A 17,236-nucleotide genomic window follows, 5' to 3' on the forward strand; every position below is an offset into this window, starting at 1 on the left:
ATTTACAAGAATTTTTTTCTATAAAAACACCTACTTTACAAAGGCAGGTAAGGTTTTATGACATCAAATAAATCCTACAGAAAACGGTATTGGCGTTTAGTCATCTCCTTTTTCAGACCTAATAAGTTGAAATTATCTGCACTTATACTTGTGTTATTTGGCGTAATCGGCTTACAGCTCTATAATCCGTTCGTTTTGCGCATGTTTATAGATGGAGCAACCGAAGGACGGTCTGAAACATACCTCATATACTGCGCGCTGGTTTTTATCGGGATATCGATCCTGCAACAGCTTTTAACATTGATCGTAACGTATACGGGAGAAGTGATCGGCTGGAAAGCAACAAATTCGCTTAGATTGCAACTTGCCCGCCATTACCTGTCCTTGGACACCGAAACGCAGAACAAGTTTACATCCGGCGAAATAGTTGAAAGAATAGATGGGGATATTAGCATCTTGCAGAACTTCTTTTCTCATCTGTTTATAAAGCTGCTTGCAAATTTTTTGATTATAATTGGTGTTCTGATTATTCTGTTTTCTGTCAACTGGCGAATCGGGCTTTCTTTATCCTGTTTTACACTTCTTGCCTTCTTTGCAATTGACAAAATTCGAATGCTGGCTGAACCTTTCTGGAAGCAGGCAAGAGAAATCAATTCACGTTTTTTTGGTTTTTTAAGTTCTATATTCGAAGGCAAAGAAGACATCCGTTCTAACGGAGGCTCCGGTTATTTCCTGAAGAAGTTCCATTATATCCTTCGCTCCTGGCTGCCAGTGCTCCGCAAAGCCCAACTATTGGGATATTCCATGTGGATGACAACTATATTCGTTCTGGCCGTTGGTACCTCTATTGTACTTGGAATTGGCGGAATCCAATTTTTGGATGGCGCATTAACGATCGGGACACTGTTCATGATTTTCCAATTTCTCGACCTCTTGATTCACCCCATTGAAAAAATAAGAGAGCAAGTAGATGACTTGCAGAAGGCCAACGCCAGCATTTCGCGCGTGCTGGAAATGCTGAACACAAGTTCTAAGATTAAAACAGGGGAAATCACAAATATTGGGCCAGGTTCGCTGCGAGTAGAATTTGATCGCGTGTCTTTTCATTATGATCCTGCTTCCCCTATACTCCGATCCATTCAGTTCCAAATCGATCACAAGAAGAAGGTCGGCTTGGTCGGTCGTACAGGAAGCGGAAAATCTACCATCGCCCGTCTCTTGATGCGATTATACGAACCTGCCTCCGGCATGATAAAAATAAACGGAAGCGACATCCGATTGTTCAACCTTACCGAGCTTCGGAAGCGAATCGGATTTGTCAGTCAAGACGTCAAGCTGCTGCAGTCTACATTAAGAGACAATATTACCTTATACGACTCAAGTATATCGGATGATCAATTATTGCGAATCATTGAAGAGACAGGTCTGCGTGAATGGTATGATTCTTTGCCTCATGGACTCGATACGCAAATACTTAGTCATGATTTTGATGTCTCTGCAGGTGAAGCTCAGCTGATATCCCTGCTGCGCGTATTCCTCAATGACCCGGGTATCGTCATATTTGACGAAGCCTCATCCCGGCTAGACAACAATACAGAGAAAATGATTGAACGTGCTGTGCATCGTTTGTTGTCGGAACGAACTGCCATCATCATTGCGCATCGTCTATCCACTTTAGAAATTGCAGACGAGATTATCGTTCTGGATGAGGGGAGTATTGTGGAATACGGGCCTAGAAGCAAACTGTATGCGGATCATGCATCATCATTCTTTAGAAACTTACAAAACGTTGAGATGGGTGGAAAATGATGAGTACCTATCATTATATCTGGAGGCTAATTTGCTATCGTCCCTGGCTATATGCTGCGAATGGGATCGTATGGACACTCATACACTTAGCTCCTCTCTTCCCTGGGTTGATTATTAGAGATTTCTTTAACCAGCTTGACGATGGCATGAGCTCATCCGCCATTCTTGTTTTTATCGCCTTCATTATTGGTATCGCCTCTGCGCGTATATTACTTGTTATCACCGGGGTTTTTACTGATGTACTGCACAGATTTTCCATAAGCTCATTAATCCGCAAGAACCTCCTAGACTATATATTGCATAGCCATCAAGGAAAATTGCATACGGGAGATTCCATCGTCAGATTTCGGGATGATGCTGAACAAGCAGAGAATTCAATCAGCTGGACTTTGGATGTGATCGGCAAGTTTCTGTTCGCCACTGTATCATTCATTCTGCTCTTTATGATCGATGCAAGAATTACTTCACTGGTTTTTATCCCTCTCATTTTAATCATCATCATAACTAATTTCGCCAATCGAAAAATTGAAAAGTACAGAATGGAGAACCGGCGCGCTGCTTCATCTGTCGCCTCTATGATTAATGAGATCGCCAACTTATCCCAAATATTCAAGATGGCTGCCTCTGAAAGCCGGGTTCTTGATCGTTTCGATCAAAAAAACCAGGAACGCCGCAAGACAGACATCAAAGATAAAGTACTGACCCAACTTCTTGATTCTATTTATTCGAACACGATCAATATCGGCACTGGCTTGATCCTGATTCTCTCGGCGGGATCAGTAAGAAATGGTTCCTTTACTGTTGGTGATATCGCATTATTTATGTATTACCTGACCTTCGTTACAGATTTCACCCAGTTTTTCGGGAATTTCTTGGCTCACTATAAGCAAACAGGCGTATCTTTCAAGAGAATGGCAAATGTTTTTGCAACTCCGGATTCTCATCAACTAGTTCATCATACGCCGTTGTACTTGAACGAAGAAACGCCCGACATCTCACGCCAACACAGTCACAGACAGCATCTTCCTCTTCGCATGCTGAAGGTGAATAACTTAACCTTTCGATATTCCGAAACGAATAAAGGAATAAGCGATGTCTCCTTACAAATCAGAAGAGGAACTTTCACAGTCATTACGGGTAAAATCGGTTCTGGCAAAACGACATTATTGCGGGTGCTTCTTGGTCATCTTCCCAAGCAGCGCGGAACAATACTATGGAATGACCAAGAAGTTAATCAGCCAATATCTTTTTTCACTCCCCCAATCTCTGCTTATACCCCTCAAGTGGCCACGCTATTTAGCGGGACCTTGGAAGAAAATATACTGTTTGATGATAGGGAAACCGCAAGGAACATCAATGAAGCCACTTCTCTTGCTGTATTAGAAAAAGATCTGGAGCTGTTCCCTGAGAAACTACGCACTATTGTCGGGCCCAATGGAACTACTTTATCCGGAGGACAAAAACAAAGAGCAAGCATAGCAAGAATGTTCGCACAACCAGCGGAGCTTTATGTGATGGATGATATATCCAGCGCACTTGATATGGTCACCGAAAGAACACTATGGAGAAGAATCGCCCAACACAAGGGAGAGAACACTTATTTAGTTGCATCGCATAGAAAAGAATGCCTGAAACATGCAGATTGGATCATTGTGCTTAAGGATGGAAAAGTGGCATCTCAGGGAACTTTGGATAACTTGCTGGAGAATTGTATGGAAATGAAGAAGCTTTGGACTCATGAGGAAAAGAATTTCTAAATTATCAATCAGGGAGGATACTATGAATCGATCAGCAGATCAGCAAATCGGAGGAAACAACTACGATGTATACGATCATTATGCTTGGTTTTGGAATAAGTACTGGGGAAGAACGTCAGCTAGGAAAGTTCTGCCTATTGTGAAAAATAGGCTTTTGAAAGATTTGCCCCGCGGCAGTCTTGTCATGGATGTATGTTGCGGAACAGGACAACTGTTGAAATTAATTGAACGGGAAGGATTCGCCTCCATTGGCATTGACGGATCGCATGAAATGATCCGCTATGCACAAATGAACTGTCCCCAAGGACAATTCCATGTTCAAGATATCCGTTTACCGATGAATACAAGCCAGAAGATCGATGCGGCATGCTCATTTTTCGACAGTCTTAACCATATCGTCGATTTTGCAGATCTAAAAGCTGTTTTCAAGAACATTTCCGATCGCATGGTGCAACACGGCAAATTCCTCTTTGATCTAAACATGGAGGCCGGATATTTAGAGCGTTGGAACGATAAAGTTTTCCATATTATTCAACCTGACCATGTATGTATCGACCGGATGGCATACGATCCAAACTCAAGAATCGGAACGAATAACGTCACACTCTTTGCATTCAGAAATCATTGGGAGCGCATGGATATCACCATCGTAGAAAAGTGCTACACGCAACCTGAGATAATTGAAGCGCTCGAATCAGCAAACTTCCATGACATTCATTTCTACGAGGCAGAAAAAGAATTTGGTTTCAAAGACGAAAAAGGCCGTTATTATATCATCTGCACAAAACAATAACCCGCCATTCCATTCAAATTAACAGGAGGTTTTCAGATGGAAATGCAATTAGACGTTTTCACTCCTCCGATCGCATCCTATATTCATCATGCCAATATGCTATCCATAATCGATCTGGAGTGCGGGAATTCGAGTACATTTGAACCTTGGTTCTCACATAACTTCATACAACTGCAGTGTCCCCTGGATTTAAGTACAAACAGAGAATCACAGCTGGATTTTTGCCACGAAACATTCACGTCAATCTATGAAGACTTTTTGGATATTCAAAGATTCCACCGAACGTTTATAGAACGTTATGAAGGTGGACTCTTGACTTTTTTGAAGGATCAGCTGAATGAAGGCTATTATGTGGAACTGGTTGCAAACGAGTATGAGATGGAGCCGTCTATTTACTATCAAAAAACGCATATGGATACAAATATGCTCATCTTTGGATATAACCTGGAGAAAGCATATTTTCTTGCACGCTTTTATACAACAGACACCTATAATACCTGTGAGGTTAGCTTCGAGCAAATGCTACAAGCTTTCTACGGTGTGCAGCATCACTATTACTGGTCCAAATATGCTAGATTGTTAAAGTATGACGTTAACTATAGCATCCCCGAATTTAACATGGAGAGATTCACTATCTGCTTGTCCAACTACCTTGCATCGACCAATCCTTTGCATCATGATGCTGCCATGGTTTATGGCATCCGTACATATGGAAAAGTAATGGAATACTATTCTGCTCTATCCCGCAACCAAACTGCTATTGATTATAGACCGGTCAGCGTACTGTATGAACATAAAAAATGCTTGGTAAGAAAGGCTCGTTTTTTGCATGCAACAATGAACGTAGAGATCGAACCACACATTCTGGATTCATTGCAAGAATTAGAGAAAGCCATGGTCGCAATAAGAAATCTTACGATCAAATACAGCATTTCAAAGGATACGCGCCTGCTTCAAAAAATTATCGATTCGTTGGCGGAATGCAGAGACAAAGAAGCAGCAACGCTTGAGAAGCTCTCCAATAGATTGTCTCTTCCCCTCACTTAAACCAGCCCTTCTCCTTGAACCGCTTGATCGCCTCGATGCGGTTGGTGACATCGAGCTTGTCGAGAATGACGCTGATATAGTTGCGGACGGTGCCGGTAGTCAAGAAGAGCTGATTGGCGATTTCCTTCGTGTTCTTGCCGTCGGCCATGAGCACGAGCACTTCGCTCTCGCGTTCGGTCAGCGGGTTGACCTCGCTGTACGCTTCGTCGACAAGCTCCGAAGCATAGATGCGCCGGCCCGCCACCACACTGCGAATGGAGCTGGCTAGCTCCTCGCTCGGGCTGTCCTTCAGCAGGTAACCGTCGACACCGGCCTTGACGGCGCGCTCGAAGTAGCCGGGACGGGCGAAGGTGGTCAGAATGACGAGCTTGCTGCTGCATCCCTTCAGCGCCTCGGCCGCTTCCAGGCCGCTCATGCGCGGCATCTCGATGTCCATAATGCAGACGTCCGGTTCGAGCTCGCGCACGAGCCTGACGGCGTCCTCGCCATTTCCGGCTCGGCCGACTACGGCCATGTCGTCTTCCAGGTCGATGAGCGCGGCCAGCGCCCCGAGCAGCATCTTCTGGTCTTCCGCTATGACGATGCGAATCATTCTCCTTCTCCCTCCTTCGGTTTGACCGATACGTATGGCACTTTCATCTTGATCAGCGTTCCGTGGCCTTGACCCTGACCGGACACGATCTCCAGGCTGCCGTTCACGAATTCAAGCCGTTCGCGCATGCCGCGCAAGCCGTTCCCGCGGAAGTGATTGACGCCGGGCGGGATGCCCACCCCGTCGTCCTGCACCTGCACGACAAGCTCCGTGCGGGAAGGAATCAGCTCGATGCGGCAGTGCTTGGCCTCGCTGTGCTTCACGACGTTGGTAACAGCTTCCTTCAGGCACATGCTGATGACGTTCTCCGCGATGAGCGAGGTGTTGGTCAGCTTCGGATCGCCTTCGAGCGCGAAGGCGATGTCGGCAGCCTTCAGAATCTGCTCAATCCGGTACAGCTCATCCTCCAGCTTGCTGCCGCGCATCTGCGTCACCATCTCCCGCACTTCCTGCAGCGCGACGCGCGCGGTTTGCCGCACGTCCTTGAGCTCGGCCTTCGCCTGGCGCGGGTTGCGGCTGATCAGCTTGGACGCCAGATCGATCTTCAGTCCGATCAGGGACAGCTTCTGGCCGAGCGTGTCGTGCAGGTCGCGGGCGATCCGCTGACGCTCCTCGAGCTTGACGAGCTCGGAGATCCGCTTGTTGGCATCGTCCAGCTGGCCCTGCAGGCGGTCTTCCTTGTTCTTGTTGTACGTGCTGACAGGCAGGAGCACAACGGCGATCAGGCTGAGGAAGACGAACGGCAGCTGGGTGATCATCATCTGGTTTTGCGTGACGAACCCGTAGTTGATTGTGACGAGCGTGCTGATCAGATGGATCGTATACAGCGTGATAAAGGCGACGCGGTTCTTCAAATGCCCGATGAAAAAGGCCAAGAACAGCGAGAAATACACATAGCCGTATATCAGGCTCATCGCGACCGAGATCGCCACCTGCACACTGGTCCAAAAGTAAACAAGCCATCCCTTGGAAACAAAGGACAGCACATAGCAGATAAAAAACACGGTAATCAGCGTAATGCCGATGGCGATTGTATACGGCGAAGTGGAGCGAAAGATGAAATAGAAAGGAAGGATGTAAAAAACGACCCACACATACGGACTGAGCCCCGTATTGCGGCGGGACAATTCACCTAAGTTCAACAATCCCGATCCCCTTCCCTTCTCTTGCTGTCTCTATTGTATCACAAAAGCAGGACGCCGCTAGTCCCCTTGCAGGCCGGGACGGATAGCCGCAAGTCTGGACTTCCCGGCAGCTGCCGGGGCTTTTTCTTCCGCTTGAGCTGCCAGGGCAATCGCCTCCGAACGCGCCTGCGCCTCTCGCTTCTTAACCAGATAGGCTCTCGCTTCGCGGAAGCTCATGAATGTCCGTGTCTCTTCATTCCACAGCCGGTAACGGAGCGCCTTCAGGCTGGTCGAAAGCGTAATCGTCGTCGCCATCTGCAGCGGCGGAGCCGCTTCGTGCGCCTTCTCCAGGTTGTAGTTCGGCACGCGCGGACTCAGATGATGCACATGATGGAAGCCGATATTGCCGCTGATCCATTGCAGCAGACGAGGCAGCTTGTAATAGGAGCTCCCTTCTACTGCGGCCTGCACATAGCTCCACTCCTCTTCATTCTCGAAGTAGGAGTCCTCGAACTGATGCTGCACGTAGAACAGCCAGATGCCCATAACGCTTGCCAGATAAAAGATCGGCGCCTGAATGAGCAGGAACGCCTGCCAGCCGACGAGCCAGATCAGCAAACTGTACAGACCGGCGATCAACATGTTCGTCAGGTACAAATTCCACCGTTCCTTGCGGCGCGCGCCCTTGTCGTTAAAGCGATGCTGAATCAGGAAGAGCGCAATCGGGCCGAGTCCGAACAGCACGAGCGGGTGGCGATAAATCGTGTATCTGATTTTCGTCCAGAGCGAAGCGTCCGCATATTCCTGCACGGTCATGATCCAGACATCGCCAATGCCGCGCTTGTCGAGATTGCCGCTTGTAGCGTGGTGGATCGAATGACTCCGCTTCCACTGTTCGTAAGGCACCAATGTCAGGACGCCTGTAATCGTTCCAAGTATATCGTTAGCCAGCTTGTTCTTGAAAAAAGATTGATGGCAGCAGTCGTGAAACAAAATAAAGGTCCGCACCATAAAGCCGGCAGCGGCGATGACGATAGGCAAGGTCAGCCAATAGGAGACAGACAGGCTAAAGTACGCTGCCGCCCAGAGCACAAGCAATGGCGGAATCGTGTTGGCGATCTGCTTGATGCTCGCCTTCGGGTCAATTTGCTCGAATGGGGCGACCGCTCGCTTCAGCTCCATCGTTTTGGATTGGGCCATCGAGTTAGTTCCTCCTCCGTTGTCTTTTGCAGAAGGACGTAGTATGCCCCTGTGCAAGTATCTTCTCTTAGTATAGGAAATCCACGCGAGGCGTATAAGTCATAAACGTCAGTGAGGCTATATGATGTTTGTCATATCGATCAGCGGATCGCACTCATTTTTTCCATACTTGTACATATTCTTTCATAGTAGGCTTGGATACGGAAGGAAGGAGAAGGCTTCTGGGCTAAAGCCGAAAAAACGGAGATGAAGATTGGGCAAGGAGGAGTTATGGGTTCCATTTCATTCGAAATCGGTGCAGCCGCTATGGCGACGGCGATCGGGGCTTTGCCTGTCATGGCGCTGCGCCATCTTTCGCATCGCGGCAAGGATATATTGCTCGCTTACACGGCGGGGATCATGGTTGCCGCTTCCACCTACGGGCTGATCCCTTCCGCCATGAAGCTGTCCAATTTTTATGTACTGACCATCGGCATTCTGCTCGGGACGCTGGTGCTCACCTTATTGGAGCTGCTGCTCCCCCATGCCGATTTCGATCATGCCCGCCCGGTGCTGGATGAGTCGCGGGCTGTGCTGTTTCTGGTTGCCATGGGCATTCACAACTTGCCTGAGGGGTTGTCCGTAGGGGTAAGCTATGCGAGCGGCGACGCGGAGCTGGGCACATTGGTCTCCTTCGCAATCGGCGTGCAAAACGTTCCGGAGGGATTCCTGATTGCGCTGTTTCTGATCACGCAGCAAATTTCCCGGGTGAAGGCCTTCCTGCTCACCGCGCTGACCGGCGTCCTGGAATGGGCCGCCGCCCTGGCCGGCCTTCACTTCTCCGAGAGCTTCCATGGCATCGTGCCGTATGGTCTCGCATTCGCGGCAGGGGCAATGCTGTTCGTCGTCTATAAGGAGCTGATCCCGGAAAGCCACGGCGACGGGCATGAACGATCAGCGACGTTCGCCTTCATCCTTGGCCTGCTGTTCATGATCGGGCTCACCCATTGGCTGCGATGAATGCGAATGGGCATGTTCAGGGTGCGCCTCGCCGTCTGCATAGGTGACGGAGAGCTCGGCATAGGTAACGCCCTTCAGCACCTGCATGCGCTGATGAAGCTCGCGCAGCTTGCCGAGCTGCCCGCGCACAACGATCACTTCCAGACACTGATCGTGGTTCAGGTGGACGTGCATATTCGAGTTGATGTGATGATGATAATTGTGCTGCAGCTCCATGAGGGTAAGCGGCAAATCGAGCACATGGTGGTCATACACCAGTACGATGGTGCCGGCTACATGCTGGTCGGACTTCAGACGCCCAGTCTCCAGCATGGCCCGGCGCACGAGATCGCGAATCGCTTCCGATCGGTTCGTGTACCCCTGTTCCAGCAAGTAGCGGTCGAATTGCTTCATCAATTCCTCCGGCATAGAAACGCCGAAGCGGATTAATGCGTCCTTCTCCAAGATTATCCCTCCTCCTGTTCGCGGCCGTTCGCATGGCTTGTCTGCCATGCCGTGGGCTGCTGTATTCGGCCTGTTGTCGCCGGCTGACCGGATTCGGGGCGAAGCGGACAGTCAGCGGCCCTGAATCTCATCCATGTCCAGCGTGCGGCTGCAAAGCCGCTTGAGCAAGTGAGCGTCATGGCTAATAACGAGCACGCCCATACGCCGCGCTTCTGCCATCTGCATAACCGCCGCCCAGATTTGCGCCTGGGTCAGCGCATCCAGCATCGTCGTCATCTCGTCGGCGATCAAAAACCGCGTGCCGGGTCCAAGCGCGCGGGCTACGCATATACGCTGCAGCTCGCCGCCGGACAGCTCGTTCGGCCAACGGTCCAGCCACTGCCCGGCAATGCCGAGCATCCGGCACAGCTCCGCATCCGGCTCCCAGCCTTCGCGCAGGATGCGCCGCATGCGCCAGCGCGGATTGACGGCCTTCTCCGGATGCTGCAGCACAAGCTGGACCGGATGGCAGCCGGACGCTGGCAGCGGCTTGCCGTCCAGCACAATCTCGCCTTGCCCGGGCTTCGCATACCCGGCGAGCAACCGTGCCAGGGACGACTTGCCGACACCGCTCGGCCCGGTCAGTCCGACGATTTCGCCTGCTGCGATGCGCAGGTTCACCCGCTCCAGCAGCCAGTCGCCTTCCCTGTCATAACGAAAGCTGACGTCTCGTGTTTCAAGAAGCATGGATACACCTCACCAGGCCATGCCGCAGCTCGCGCGCCGGCGGCAGCTCGTGCAAGCAGGCTTCGGTCGCGGCGGGACAGCGGGGCGCGAAGGCGCAAGCGTGCGCCAGCTCGCCGGGCTGCGGCGGCGCTCCCGCAAGCGGGGCGAAGCCGTTTTGCGGGAGCGCGCGCCAAAGCGCCTGCGTATACGGATGGCGCAGACCCGCAGGCTCGTCTGTGAAATCGGCGGCGCGCGCAATTTCGACGATCGTCCCGGCATACATGACGGCGACATGATCGGCAATGGTCAGGGCTGAAGCGATGTCATGCGAGATGAGCAGCACGCCGCAGCCCTCGTCCGCCAACTCGCGGAACCGTCCGAGCGCCTCGCGCATCACCGCCGGGTCCAGCCCCGGCGTAGGCTCGTCTGCGATCAGCAGCCGGGCGCCGCTGGCAGTCGCTGCGGCAACGAGCACGCGGCGGGCCATGCCGCCCGACAGCTGGAACGGGTACTGCCGCCCGACCTTCTCGCCGAGCCGATACCGCCGGAAGCTCTCCCGCTGCGCCTCGCGCTTGTCGCCTCGCTTCACGGCATGCCGGACTTGCCGGCCAACAGGCATTAGCGGATCGAGATAGGTGACAGACTGCGGCACCAGCGCGATTTCCCGGCCGCGCAGCTCCGCCTGCCGCTGCGGTGTCAGCCGTTCGCCCGCGTACAGAAGCGACCCGCTCACCTCCGCGTGACGCGGAAGGATGCCCAGAATGGCGTGCGCCAGCAAGCTCTTGCCCGCTCCGCTCGCGCCAAGCACAGCGACAACCTCTCCTGTATTTACTGTCAGCCGCAGCTGCTGCAGCACAGGCATGCGGCGGCGCCGAAACCAGCCTTCATTTTGCACAAAAGACACGGATAAGTCGTTCACTTCCAGCAAGGTCATCGGATGATCACCACCTTGGTATAATACGTCTATTCATGCGCATGCCGGGGATCTATCCGTCGGCGCAGCGTATCGCCGAGCCGGTCGAAGCAGCGCACAACAATCAGCAGGCTAAGTCCGGGGAACAAGGCGAGCCACCACATGCCTGTCGACAAATACCGCATCGATTCGGCCAGAATGATGCCGATTGCCGGCTGCTGCGAGGAGAGCCCTAATCCGAGAAAGGTGACGCCTGCTTCATGCAGAATGGCATGCGGGATGATCAGCAGAAGACCGATCAACAGCTGCGGCGCCAGATGCGGCATCAGATGATGCAGGCCGATCCACAAGCGGCTTTTGCCGAGGCGGCGGGACACTTGAACATATTCCGCCTGCCTGAGCTGCATCACTTCGGCCCGAATTACCCGCGCCAGGCTTGGCCAATGGGTGAGGGCCACGCCGAGCAGCACACCCTTCGCGCCTCCTCCAAGCATAAAGGAAATCAGGATCAACAACACCAGATGAGGCACGCTCAAAAACAGATCGATCAGCCAGGAAACCGCACGGTCGGCCCATCTTCCCGCTGCCGCCAGCAAGCCGAGGATGGCGGCAATGGCCGTGCTTAGCAAGCCGGCGGCAATGCCAACCTGCAGGCTGAGCTTCAAGCCTTGCAGCGTGCGGATCAGCATGTCTCTTCCCAGCCAGTCTGTGCCGAACCAGTGCGCAAGCGACGGCGGCAGATTGCGCAGCCCAAGCTCGCTTGCAACCGACTGGCCGCTCGCCCACCACGCGCCGCATCCGAACAGCAGCAGAATGAGGACTGGGCCAGCCAACCGCATCCAAACCTGCACCATTCGGGACAAAGGGCGTTCCTCCACCTGCGAGTGGTTCGGCCGTTCCTCTCCCTGCGGCGTGGAGCCGCTCGATCTTCTCCCTACGGGGAAGCCGGCGCTGCCGGAGGACGAATTGGCGGAATCGGCCAAGTCGGACTGGTTGTTCCGATCAGATCCGTTCACCATGCTTTCTCCCCCCTCGTGCGCGGATCAACGAGACGGTAGAGCAAGTCCGCAAGCGCATTGCCGCAGAACACAAACACTGCGCTGAACAGGACGATCCCGAGCAGCAGCGGAACATCGCCGCGCAGACCGGCCTCAACCGTTGCATGTCCAAGCCCCGGGTAAGCGAACACCTGCTCAGCTAGGACCGCTCCGCCGAACAGCTCGCTGAAGGAGGCGAACTGCAGGCTGATGGCTGGCAGCGCGATATTCCGCAAGCCATGCCGCCGGACGAGGAGCCAACCGCGTTCTCCTTGCGCACGCGCATACAGCACATAGTCGCTCTCCAGCACCTCGATCAGCTTCTGGCGGGTATGGAGCGCAATCGCGGAGATGCCGACAAGACTCAGCGTCAGCGCCGGCAGCGCCATATGGTGAAGGCGGTCCCACACACTCACCTGCTCCCGCAGCAGACCGGCCGGAACGCCAAGGCCAACCGGAAACCAGCCAAGCCATACGGAGAAGGCCAGCAGCAGCAGGATGGCCAGCCAGAACGGCGGCGTTGAGGCAAGTGTGTAGCAGTACCACTGAATCGCTTTGTCTATCCAGCTGCCCTGCTTCATCGCGGCAAGCACGCCCGCGCCGAAGCCGATCAGGCCCGAAAGCAGCCAAGCCGCCCCCATCAGCCACATGGACGCAACGAATTTCTCTGCCAGCACTTCCGCCACAGGCATCCGGTAGATCATCGAGACGCCCAGATCTCCTTGCAGCAGCGAGCCCAGCCATCGTCCAAACCGCTCGAGCGGCGGCCGGTCCAGACCCCAATATGCTGCGATGGCCTCGCGCTGGGCTTCGCCGACGCGCATCATATCTGCGCCAATATAGGCTTGGATTGGATCGATCGGCGACAGCTCCATGAGCCCGAATGAAATCACGCTGACAGCTGCAAGCAGCAATAAAAGCCGGACGCCTTTGGCCAGCGCAAAGGACAGCAGGAAACGCATCATCGCCACTGCCATTCCTCAATATTGTCCGTTACCGGCCAGCCGTGGCCGTGCGGATGGATCTGCTGCCGGCCGATATCCAGTTCCTCCTTGACCAGGTACAGATGGTCCAAATTGACCAGCCATGCCCAAGGCGCGTCTCCCTTCGCGCTCAAGCCGGTGGTGCCGTCCCACTGAGCTTTTTTCCAGAACGCAATCGCCTCTTCTTCACTAGTCGCATGCTGCGCATCGCGCATATACGCATCGACCGCCATATTGCTGTAATAACCGGGGTTGAAAAAGTCCACACCGCGGAAGGAGCTGCCATAAACGGCCGCCATCTCCTGCGGATCATGACTGCCCCAGCCCAGCAGAACTGCGTTCGCATGCATTTGCTTGCGGATGTCGTCCCAGCTCTTGCCTTCCACTTCCATTTCGATGCCAATCGGCCGAATCATGTCCGCGGCCGCAAGCGCCAGCGATTGTCTGGTGACGTCGCCGGCCGGATACAAGAGGCGAAACCTTGCTTGCAGCTCGCCTTTCTCCAGCACGCCATCGCCGTCTGTATCGACCCAGCCCGCCTCGGCCAGCAGCTTCTGCGCTTCCTCCGGACGGCCGTCCTCGATGACTGCCTCCTCCTGGAACCAGGGCAAGCCGTCATTCAGCGTATAGGCGGGGGTGCCGTAGCCCTCCAGGACGCCGTCTACCAGAGCTGCCCGGTCGAGCGCCACGTTGATCGCCCTCCGAATTGCCCGATCCGCCGTGACATCGTTGCCGATCGGGTACCCTGCAGCGGTCTCCTCGCCTGCCGGGACATAAGGGAACATGATGCCGCGATTGTCTACGCTGCGGATCGCTTCCAGGCGCATGCCTGGCACCTCTTGCTTGCTGAAGGCCGGCGGTATGGCAGCGATATCAACCTGTCCCGCCCGAGCCGCCGCAAACGCCGCATCCTCGGGAAGAAACAGGAATACGAGCTTCTTGAAATTCGGCTGCGTCCCGTAGTAGTCCGGATTCGCTTCCGCGATCAGCTGCTGTCCTCTGTCCCACTGAACAAGCTTGTACGGTCCCGAGCCGATCGGCTGCCGGGCGTAGCGCTCGTCATGCGCATGCGCCGGTACGATCCCCGTAGCTACAAGCATGTGGAGAAAAGCAGACTGCGGCTCCGCCAACCGGAACACAACGGTGTACGGCTCCGGCGCCTCCACTGCCATGAGATTGCTTAGATCGATGGTCGAGCCGCTCAATGCCGCTTGCTCGAAGGTATACTGGACATCCGCTGACGTGAGCGGTTCTCCGTCTGTGAAGAGAACATCCTCCCGAAGAGTTACTGTCCAGCGCAAACCGTCCTCGCTAATCGAATAGTCCGTAGCCAGATCCGGCACGAGCTTCATCTCATGGTCCCGCTTGAACAGCGTGCTTTGAAATAGAGGCGAGCCGTAGCGCCCCCATCCTGTTGTCGGGTCGAACCCTTCCTCGGGTTCCCCGCCTATGGCCAAGATTAACTCCTCTTTCAAGGGGAGCTCTCCGCCCTTGTCCGCTTCGGAACAACCGCTTGCCGCAGCAAGCAGCGTAACGACCGCCAGCAGCAGCCCTATTTTTCTATAAAGTTCCATTTCTCTCTCACTCCCGCTCTATGTAGCACAAATTATATAAATAGTAACACGATTTAACCCCTGCCGCCACACAAACTCCCAAACTTCTCTTCATTTGCATGTCCTCTTCGTCCTCGTATCGGGTTGGTTGCGTGACTACATGGCTGGCATGCCCCATGTTTCATAAACTCTGGAAATTGGCGGCATACTAGGATGGCTGTACGATTACATACAGATTTGGCGATCAAGGGGGATTGGGCACATGCCAAGCGAACAGAAGGATCGATTAGGCGCGGTCTTCTACTTGTCTGTCTGCATTGTCGGGATCTTCGTATTATGGGGCTTTCTGTTTCCCGAGGAACTGAACGATGCGGCCAATGCGGCGCTTGCGTTCATCACCATGACATTCGGCTGGTTTTATCTGATGGTTACTTTCGTCTTCCTGGTTTTTGCCTTTATTCTGGCCTTTGGGCCGTTTGGACGCATCCGGCTTGGACAGGACGACGATGAGCCGGAGTATCCTTTTTTCACCTGGCTGGCTATGCTGTTCTCGGCTGGCATGGGGATTGGCCTGGTCTTCTGGGGAGTGGCGGAGCCGATTTACCACTACCTTTCTCCCCCGGAAGGGCTGGAGGGCGAGACGATTGAAGCGGCCAGAACGTCCCTGCGTTACGTATACTTTCACTGGGGACTGCAGCCGTGGGCCATCTACACGGTCATTTCGCTCAGCCTGGCTTATGCCCAATTCCGCAAAGGGCGATCCGGCCTGATCAGCTCGACCTTTTATCCCTTGCTCGGCGAACGGGTCCATGGACCGCTAGGCAAAGGGATCGACAGCCTCGCCGCCATTGCCACCGCGTTCGGCGTGGCTACCTCGCTGGGGCTAGGCGCGATGCAGATCAACGGGGGGCTGAGCTACCTGGTCGATTTTCCGCAAAACCGGCTCGTAGAGCTGCTCATCATCCTTACCGTGACCATCCTGTTCCTCATTTCGGCCTCAACCGGGCTGGACAGGGGCATTCGCTATTTGAGCAACTTGAATTTGGCCGTCGCGTTTTTGCTGCTGGCCTTCGTCATCCTGGCGGGGCCCACCTTTTTCATCCTCGATGCCTTCACAACAACGATCGGCAGCTATCTGGGAGAGCTGATCCAGATGAGCTTCCGCATGACGCCGTTCTCCCAGGGAACGTTCGTTGGCGCCTGGACGATTTTCTACTGGGCGTGGTGGATATCCTGGGCGCCATTCGTAGGCAGCTTCATTGCGCGCGTTTCGAAAGGCCGCACCATCCGCGAATTTGTCATGGGCGTGCTCTTTGTGCCAACAGCGTTGAGCATGCTTTGGTTCTCAACCTTCGGCGGGACGGCATTGTTCTTCGAAATATTCGAAGGGCGAAACATTGCCGAGGCCGTGGATGCGGACATTACCTCGGCGCTCTTCATTACTCTGGAGCAGCTGCCGCTCGGCACGATCCTGGTGACGATTGCTACCTTGTTGATCCTGACGTTCTTCGTCACGTCAGCCGATTCCGCCACGTTCGTGCTCGGGATGCTGACCAGTCGGGGCGTCCTGCACCCGAAAACCAGCGTCAAGCTGATCTGGGGACTGCTCGTCTCGGCTATTGCGGCGGCGCTGCTGCTTAGCGGCGGACTGAACGGGCTGCAGACGGCATCGATTACGATTGCGCTGCCATTTGCCGTGATTTTGCTGCTTATGGTATTCTCCACGCACAAGGCGCTGCAAGGCGAGATCCGAGAGCTGCGCCGCAAAGAGAAACGGCGTATCCGCAAGCTGGAGCAGCTGATTGAGGAGGAAATCGCCAAAAACGGCGACGCTGCGGATGGGCCATAACCGGCCCTTTTTTCTGCATGGTGCATGGAACATATACGGGTGTCCTAGCGCGCCGCATTTAGCCGTTTAATTTTACGGGAAAAAGTGGTCTTATCCGCTTCGAAAATACGGCTTCGGTGTAAACAGCGGAAAAAAATGGTCTTATACTGGCCTAATGAGCAGACAACATGCGCGCTGGGTGGATTTAGGACCAATAAGTTCCGTAATTTTTACGCACCCTGACTCAGTTCCTGATATAAGACCGTTCATTCCCGCTAATCAGGTCCCCCCTGCGCCCTGAGCCGAAGAGTGCTCCCAAACTCAAAAAAAACTCCCCGCCTGCAGTCCCGTTGCAGATGGGGAGGACATTTGTGTGCCAAGCGAGCCAGTCCGCGGCTCCTGTCGGTCCTGGCAGGCCGCTGTCTTGGTCCCTTGTTATGGGCCACTGTACA

The 17,236-nt window shown here is 53.7% G+C and carries 15 protein-coding genes; 6 read left to right on the top strand and 9 right to left on the bottom strand.

The window, feature by feature from the left end; genetic code table 11:
- Window positions 1-57 precede the first annotated feature (57 nt).
- Genes XYCOK13_RS03050 through XYCOK13_RS03065 form a run of 4 tightly spaced genes read left to right on the top strand, consistent with a single transcriptional unit; the run spans window position 58 to window position 5,406 of the window.
- Window positions 58-1,809: an ABC transporter ATP-binding protein gene (locus tag XYCOK13_RS03050; RefSeq protein WP_213410447.1), complete on the top strand. Its 1,752-nt coding sequence runs from the start codon at window positions 58-60 to the stop codon at window positions 1,807-1,809.
- On the top strand, window positions 1,809-3,566 hold the full coding sequence (locus tag XYCOK13_RS03055) for an ABC transporter ATP-binding protein (RefSeq protein WP_213410448.1): 1,758 nt from the start codon (window positions 1,809-1,811) through the stop codon (window positions 3,564-3,566). The genes XYCOK13_RS03050 and XYCOK13_RS03055 overlap by 1 nt, the downstream gene beginning before the upstream one ends.
- 22 nt (window positions 3,567-3,588) lie before the next feature.
- A complete protein-coding gene (locus tag XYCOK13_RS03060; protein WP_213410449.1) occupies window positions 3,589-4,359 on the top strand; it encodes a class I SAM-dependent DNA methyltransferase in 771 nt (256 codons plus the stop codon).
- 36 nt (window positions 4,360-4,395) lie between these two features.
- A complete protein-coding gene (locus tag XYCOK13_RS03065; RefSeq protein WP_213410450.1) occupies window positions 4,396-5,406 on the top strand; it encodes a hypothetical protein in 1,011 nt (336 codons plus the stop codon).
- Here the strand turns inward: XYCOK13_RS03065 and XYCOK13_RS03070 are convergent.
- Genes XYCOK13_RS03070 through desA form a run of 3 tightly spaced genes read right to left on the bottom strand, consistent with a single transcriptional unit; the run spans window position 5,399 to window position 8,322 of the window.
- Window positions 5,399-5,998 carry a response regulator transcription factor gene (locus tag XYCOK13_RS03070; protein ID WP_213410451.1) on the bottom strand — a complete coding sequence of 200 codons (600 nt, stop codon included), beginning with the start codon at window positions 5,996-5,998 and terminating at the stop codon, window positions 5,399-5,401. The two genes, XYCOK13_RS03065 and XYCOK13_RS03070, sit on opposite strands and share 8 nt — an antisense overlap.
- Entirely contained in the window at window positions 5,995-7,143 is a 1,149-nt protein-coding gene (locus tag XYCOK13_RS03075; protein ID WP_213410452.1) for a sensor histidine kinase, read from the bottom strand. Before XYCOK13_RS03075 ends, XYCOK13_RS03070 begins: the two co-directional genes overlap by 4 nt.
- A gap of 57 nt (window positions 7,144-7,200) precedes the next feature.
- Window positions 7,201-8,322, bottom strand: a complete 1,122-nt coding sequence (gene desA, locus XYCOK13_RS03080) for a Delta(5) desaturase DesA (RefSeq protein WP_213410453.1) — start codon at window positions 8,320-8,322, stop codon at window positions 7,201-7,203.
- Window positions 8,323-8,592: 270 nt separating this feature from the next.
- Here desA and XYCOK13_RS03085 point away from each other — a divergent pair, with 270 nt between their 5' ends.
- Window positions 8,593-9,321, top strand: a complete 729-nt coding sequence (locus XYCOK13_RS03085) for a ZIP family metal transporter (protein WP_213410454.1) — start codon at window positions 8,593-8,595, stop codon at window positions 9,319-9,321.
- Here the strand turns inward: XYCOK13_RS03085 and nikR are convergent.
- The 6 genes from nikR to XYCOK13_RS03115 all read right to left on the bottom strand — a co-directional run bounded on the left by nikR (window position 9,256) and on the right by XYCOK13_RS03115 (window position 14,977).
- A complete protein-coding gene (gene nikR, locus XYCOK13_RS03090) occupies window positions 9,256-9,765 on the bottom strand; it encodes a nickel-responsive transcriptional regulator NikR (RefSeq protein ID WP_373314313.1) in 510 nt (169 codons plus the stop codon). The genes XYCOK13_RS03085 and nikR overlap by 66 nt on opposite strands.
- Window positions 9,766-9,876: 111 nt before the next feature.
- Window positions 9,877-10,491, bottom strand: coding sequence for an ABC transporter ATP-binding protein (locus XYCOK13_RS03095; RefSeq protein WP_213410455.1), 615 nt, complete (start codon window positions 10,489-10,491; stop codon window positions 9,877-9,879).
- Complete coding sequence (locus XYCOK13_RS03100; RefSeq protein ID WP_213410456.1) at window positions 10,481-11,404, bottom strand: ABC transporter ATP-binding protein; 924 nt, start codon at window positions 11,402-11,404, stop codon at window positions 10,481-10,483. The genes XYCOK13_RS03095 and XYCOK13_RS03100 overlap by 11 nt, the downstream gene beginning before the upstream one ends.
- Window positions 11,405-11,433: 29 nt before the next feature.
- A complete protein-coding gene (locus XYCOK13_RS03105) occupies window positions 11,434-12,198 on the bottom strand; it encodes an ABC transporter permease (protein WP_373314315.1) in 765 nt (254 codons plus the stop codon).
- Between the two features lie 197 nt (window positions 12,199-12,395).
- Entirely contained in the window at window positions 12,396-13,385 is a 990-nt protein-coding gene (locus XYCOK13_RS03110) for an ABC transporter permease (RefSeq protein ID WP_315910909.1), read from the bottom strand.
- Window positions 13,382-14,977 carry an ABC transporter substrate-binding protein gene (locus tag XYCOK13_RS03115; protein ID WP_213410458.1) on the bottom strand — a complete coding sequence of 532 codons (1,596 nt, stop codon included), beginning with the start codon at window positions 14,975-14,977 and terminating at the stop codon, window positions 13,382-13,384. The genes XYCOK13_RS03110 and XYCOK13_RS03115 overlap by 4 nt, the downstream gene beginning before the upstream one ends.
- Window positions 14,978-15,218: 241 nt before the next feature.
- On the opposite strand from XYCOK13_RS03115, the gene XYCOK13_RS03120 reads away from it, so the two are divergent.
- Window positions 15,219-16,805, top strand: coding sequence for a glycine betaine uptake BCCT transporter (locus XYCOK13_RS03120; protein ID WP_213410459.1), 1,587 nt, complete (start codon window positions 15,219-15,221; stop codon window positions 16,803-16,805).
- Window positions 16,806-17,236 lie beyond the last annotated feature (431 nt).

Source organism: Xylanibacillus composti, from assembly GCF_018403685.1.
Taxonomy (GTDB): Bacteria; Bacillota; Bacilli; order Paenibacillales; family K13; genus Xylanibacillus; species Xylanibacillus composti.

Coding starts and splice junctions, on each gene's coding strand:
- XYCOK13_RS03110 (WP_315910909.1), bottom strand. CDS start 13,385: ATGATGCGTTTCCTGCTGTCCTTTGCGCTGGCCAAAGGCGTCCGGCTT.
- XYCOK13_RS03055 (WP_213410448.1), top strand. CDS start 1,809: ATGAGTACCTATCATTATATCTGGAGGCTAATTTGCTATCGTCCCTGG.
- XYCOK13_RS03120 (WP_213410459.1), top strand. CDS start 15,219: ATGCCAAGCGAACAGAAGGATCGATTAGGCGCGGTCTTCTACTTGTCT.
- XYCOK13_RS03070 (WP_213410451.1), bottom strand. CDS start 5,998: ATGATTCGCATCGTCATAGCGGAAGACCAGAAGATGCTGCTCGGGGCG.
- XYCOK13_RS03060 (WP_213410449.1), top strand. CDS start 3,589: ATGAATCGATCAGCAGATCAGCAAATCGGAGGAAACAACTACGATGTA.
- XYCOK13_RS03065 (WP_213410450.1), top strand. CDS start 4,396: ATGGAAATGCAATTAGACGTTTTCACTCCTCCGATCGCATCCTATATT.
- desA (WP_213410453.1), bottom strand. CDS start 8,322: ATGGCCCAATCCAAAACGATGGAGCTGAAGCGAGCGGTCGCCCCATTC.
- XYCOK13_RS03085 (WP_213410454.1), top strand. CDS start 8,593: ATGGGTTCCATTTCATTCGAAATCGGTGCAGCCGCTATGGCGACGGCG.
- XYCOK13_RS03050 (WP_213410447.1), top strand. CDS start 58: ATGACATCAAATAAATCCTACAGAAAACGGTATTGGCGTTTAGTCATC.
- XYCOK13_RS03115 (WP_213410458.1), bottom strand. CDS start 14,977: ATGGAACTTTATAGAAAAATAGGGCTGCTGCTGGCGGTCGTTACGCTG.
- XYCOK13_RS03095 (WP_213410455.1), bottom strand. CDS start 10,491: ATGCTTCTTGAAACACGAGACGTCAGCTTTCGTTATGACAGGGAAGGC.
- XYCOK13_RS03100 (WP_213410456.1), bottom strand. CDS start 11,404: ATGACCTTGCTGGAAGTGAACGACTTATCCGTGTCTTTTGTGCAAAAT.